The organism is Nonomuraea sp. NPDC049607, from assembly GCF_040675375.1.
Taxonomy (GTDB): Bacteria; Actinomycetota; Actinomycetes; order Streptosporangiales; family Streptosporangiaceae; genus Nonomuraea.
Genome location: NZ_JBFAOV010000097.1, coordinates 1 through 2971, shown reverse-complemented (window position 1 = coordinate 2971; position 2971 = coordinate 1). Strand labels below are relative to the sequence as shown.

The window sequence follows — 2971 nt, the reverse complement described above, 5'->3', positions numbered from 1 at the left end:
CGGCTTCCCGATGGGGGTCAGGGTTTCTCCTGGTTGGCAGGGGTGCCAGGAGACGTCCACGGCTGCTTCGGTGGGGCCGTAGAGGTTGTGGAGTCCGGGGAGGGTGTGGCCGGGTGGGAGGGCTTCGCCGGAGCAGATGATCCGTGCCGGGGGCTGGATGTCTTCTTCTTCGAGGAATGCCTGGAGCATGGAGGGGACGAAGTGGGTGGTGGTGATGTTCTCGGTCTTGATCAGGTCGCGTAGGTAGGCGGTGTCGCGGTGTCCGCCGGGCCGGGCGATGACCATGGTGGCGCCGGTGATGAGGGGCCAGAACAGTTCCCAGACGGAGACGTCGAAGGTGGTGGGCGTCTTGTGCAGGACGCGGTCCTGGGGGGTGAGCCGGAAGGTGTCCTGCATCCAGCGCAGCCGGTTGACGATCGCCCGGTGTGAGACGCCGACGCCCTTGGGCCGTCCGGTGGAGCCCGAGGTGAAGATGACGTAGGCCAGGTTGTCCTCGCGCACCCGCGCCGGAGTGAAACGACCTCCGGAACCCGCGCCGGTCAGGACGGTCTCCGCCCCCGCGTCGGCGAGCATGCCGCGGCGCCGTTCCTCGGGATCGGCCGGATCGAGCGGCAGGTAGGCGCCGCCCGCCGCCAGCACGCCGAGGAGCACGACGGGAAGGTCGAGCCCGCGTTCCATGCAGACGCCGACCGGCTGGTCCACCCGCGCCTGCAGCCCCGCCGCGACGTCGCGGGCCCGCTCGGCCAGCTCGCGGTAGGTCAGCCGGTCGCCCTCGAAGACCAGCGCCGTCGCGTCCGGGGTGCGCTCGGCCTGCTCGAAGACCAGCTCGTGCAGAAGCCCGCCCGGGTGGTCGGACGCGGTGGAGTTCCAGAGCGCGAGCAGGGCCGCGTCCTGCGGCGAGACGCCGATGTCCCCTGACAAGGCGCGCAGGTAGTGATCCCGGATCGCCGCGACCTGGTCGGCGGGGAACTGCGTGCTGTCGTAGGAGATGGTCAGCGTCAGCCCACCGCCCGGCGTCCGGACGAAGGCCGCGCTGAAGGCGAAGTCGGTCTGCTCGAAGAAGTCCTGGCCCTCGATGGGCGTGGCGGCGGCGCCGCGCACCTGGAAGTCGCGGAAGTCCACGTGCGTGTCCAGCAGGCGCGCGCGGCCGCTGGCCCGCTGGATCTCGAAGAGCGGGAAATGCCGGTACGGCAGCGCCGCCACCTCCGCCTGGAAGACCCGCTGGACCAGGTCGGGAGCGTCGGCGCGCACGCGCAGCGGGACGGTGTTGAGGAACAGGCCCAGCACCTCGTCGCCGGCCTCGCTCTCCGGGCGGCTGTGCGTGAGCATCCCCGTGAGGACGTCCGGGTCGCCGGTGAGCAGGGCCATGACGCGCGCGTGCGCCGCGAGCAGCACCGAACGCAGCGGCACCCGGGCGGCGGCCGCCTCCTCGGCCAGCGCCTTCGCCAGATCGCCGGGGAGCGCCGTGGCCAGCACCTCGACCTTGCGCGGTCCGCCGGTGGGGTAGCCGGGCATCCGGGGCAGCCGGCCCTCCGGCGCCTCGGCGACCGCGTCCCGCCAGAACTCCGCCGCCTCCGGCCGGGCGAGCACGGCCTTCTCGGCCGCCACCAGGTCGCGGAAGCGGGCCGCCGGCGCCTCCACCGGCAGCCCGGGGGTCGCATAGCGCTCCAGCAGCTCGCTGACCAGCCTCGCGACGCTCCACCCGTCGAGGATCGCGTGGTGGAAGTAGACGGTCAGCGCGAACCGGTCGGCTTCGGGCCGTACGTGGACGCGCAGCAAGGGAGCCCGCGTCCAGTCGAACGGCCCGTACTCCGGCTCGCCGCCGGAGACGGTCAGCGGGATCTCGGCGCGGTCGTGCACGAGCTGGACGGGCTCGCTGAACCCGGTCAGGTCGAAGGACGTCCGCAGCACGTCGTGCCGCGCCGACAGCTCCTCCAGCGCCCTGACCAGCGCCGTCTCGTCGAACGTGCCGCGTAACGTGAGCGTGGTGTGGTCGTGGAAGGTCACGCCGTCCAGCTCGCTGTGGTACAGCATCCCGGCCTGGAGCGCGCTGAGCGGGTAGGCGTCGATGATCATCGCGTGAGCCTCTCTCTGTCCGCCAGGCTGAGCAGGTCGAAGGCTCCCGCCGTGGTTTCCGGTACGGCCTCCCGCGGCCGCAGGACGGCGGCCAGTTCGGCGACCGCCTGATGGGTGAACAGGTGCTGCAGTTCCACGCCGTAACCCATGGCGCGCAGCCGGGCCACGACCTTCAGACTGCTGATCGAGTCGCCGCCGACGGCGAAGAAGGTGTCGTTCCGGCCGGGCCGGTCGAGGCCGAGAACCTCCTGCCAGACCTGCGCGACGGCGTGTTCCGCCTCGCCGCGCGGCGGCTCCCACGGCAGGTCGGCCGGGCGCTCGGGCGCGGGCAGGGCGGCGCGGTCGAGCTTGCCGCTGGAGGTCACGGGCAGGCGGTCCAGCCGCACCCACGCCGTCGGGATCATGAAGTCCGGCAGCAGGTCGGACAGGTCCGGGACGTCGCCGACGACGTAGCCGACCAGGCGGCCGTCCACGAGCCTGGCCGCCGCCGCCGCGACGCCTGGCCGTGCGCGCAGGACGGCTTCGATCTCTCCCAGCTCCACACGCATGCCGCGGATCTTGACCTGGTGGTCGGTGCGGCCGAGGTATTCGAGTTCGCCGGTGGGGAGCCAGCGGGCGAGGTCGCCGGTTCTGTAGAGGCGTTGGCCGTTGGGGGCGGGGATGAAGCGTTCGGCGGTGAGTGCTGGTTTGCCGAGGTAGCCGCGGGCGAGTTGGATGCCGCCGATGTGGAGTTCGCCGGGGGTGCCGATGGGGACTTCGTTCAGGTTGTGGTCGAGGACGTGCAGGGTGGTGTTGTCGATCGGCTTCCCGATGGGGGTCAGGGTTTCTCCTGGTTGGCAGGGGTGCCAGGAGACGTCCACGGCTGCTTCGGTGGGGCCGTAGAGGTTGTGGAGTC

The 2971-nt window shown here is 71.9% G+C and carries 2 protein-coding genes; both read right to left on the bottom strand.

Features of this window, described 5'->3' with window-relative positions; translation table 11 throughout:
• The coding region (locus tag AB0J97_RS51545; protein WP_364104797.1) for an AMP-binding protein at positions 1-2076 on the bottom strand (2076 nt) is incomplete at its 3' end.
• Positions 2073-2971 (bottom strand): AMP-binding protein (locus tag AB0J97_RS51540; RefSeq protein WP_364104794.1); only part of this gene is annotated, 899 nt, incomplete at its 5' end. The genes AB0J97_RS51540 and AB0J97_RS51545, both read right to left, overlap by 4 nt.